The sequence below is a fragment of the Aquabacter sediminis genome, assembly GCF_028863665.1.
In the GTDB taxonomy this organism is placed as follows: domain Bacteria; phylum Pseudomonadota; class Alphaproteobacteria; order Rhizobiales; family Xanthobacteraceae; genus L1I39.
Genome location: NZ_JARBFX010000034.1, coordinates 1 through 1,157 on the forward strand (window position 1 = coordinate 1; position 1,157 = coordinate 1,157).

Here is a 1,157-nt window from a genome sequence, read left to right on the forward strand (position 1 = left end):
ACCGTGCGGCCACCTTCGCGGATCGCGAAGCGCAGCTTCTCTTCCATGGCGATCGGCACGATCAGCGCCACGTCCATGGAGACATTGTCGCCCGGCATCACCATTTCCGTGCCTTCCGGCAGGGTGCACACGCCGGTCACGTCCGTGGTGCGGAAGTAGAACTGCGGGCGGTAGTTGGTGAAGAACGGGGTGTGGCGGCCGCCTTCTTCCTTCGTCAGGATGTAGGCTTCGGCCTTGAACTTGGTGTGGGGCTTCACCGAGCCGGGCTTGCACACGACCTGGCCACGCTCCACGTCCTCGCGCTTGGTGCCGCGCAGCAGGATGCCGACGTTATCGCCAGCCTGGCCCTGGTCCAGCAGCTTGCGGAACATTTCGACGCCGGTCACCGTGGTCTTCACGGTCGGACGGATGCCGACGATTTCCACTTCCTCGCCCACCTTGATGATGCCGCGCTCCACGCGACCGGTCACCACGGTGCCGCGGCCCGAGATCGAGAACACGTCTTCGATCGGCATCAGGAAGGGCAGGTCAACCGGGCGCTCCGGCTGGGGAATGTAGGCGTCGACCTCTTCCATCAGCTTCAGGATGGCGTTCTTGCCGAGATCGGGGTTGCCGTTCTCGAGCGCCACCAGGGCCGAGCCGCGCACGATCGGGATGTCGTCGCCGGGGAAGTCGTACTTGGACAGAAGCTCGCGCACTTCCATCTCCACGAGCTCGAGCAGCTCGGGATCATCCACCATGTCGCACTTGTTCAGGAACACCACCAGGGCGGGCACGCCCACCTGGCGGGCCAGCAGGATGTGCTCGCGGGTCTGCGGCATCGGGCCGTCGGCCGCCGACACCACCAGGATCGCGCCGTCCATCTGCGCCGCGCCGGTGATCATGTTCTTCACATAGTCGGCGTGCCCGGGGCAGTCCACGTGCGCATAGTGGCGGTTCGTGGTCTCGTATTCCACGTGCGCCGTCGAGATCGTGATGCCACGCGCCTTCTCTTCCGGCGCCTTGTCGATCTGGTCATAGGCCGTGAACGTCGCACCGCCCGTCTCGGCCAGGATCTTCGTGATCGCAGCCGTCAGCGACGTCTTGCCGTGGTCAACGTGACCGATCGTGCCGATGTTGCAGTGCGGCTTCGAGCGGTTGAATTTCTCTTTGGCCAT

At 64.6% G+C, this 1,157-nt stretch carries 1 protein-coding gene; it reads right to left on the reverse strand.

Annotation, left to right across the window (positions count from 1 at the left end):
- Positions 1-1,157: elongation factor Tu (gene tuf / locus PV781_RS24035; RefSeq protein ID WP_274778140.1), on the reverse strand; the 1,157-nt coding region annotated here is incomplete at its 3' end.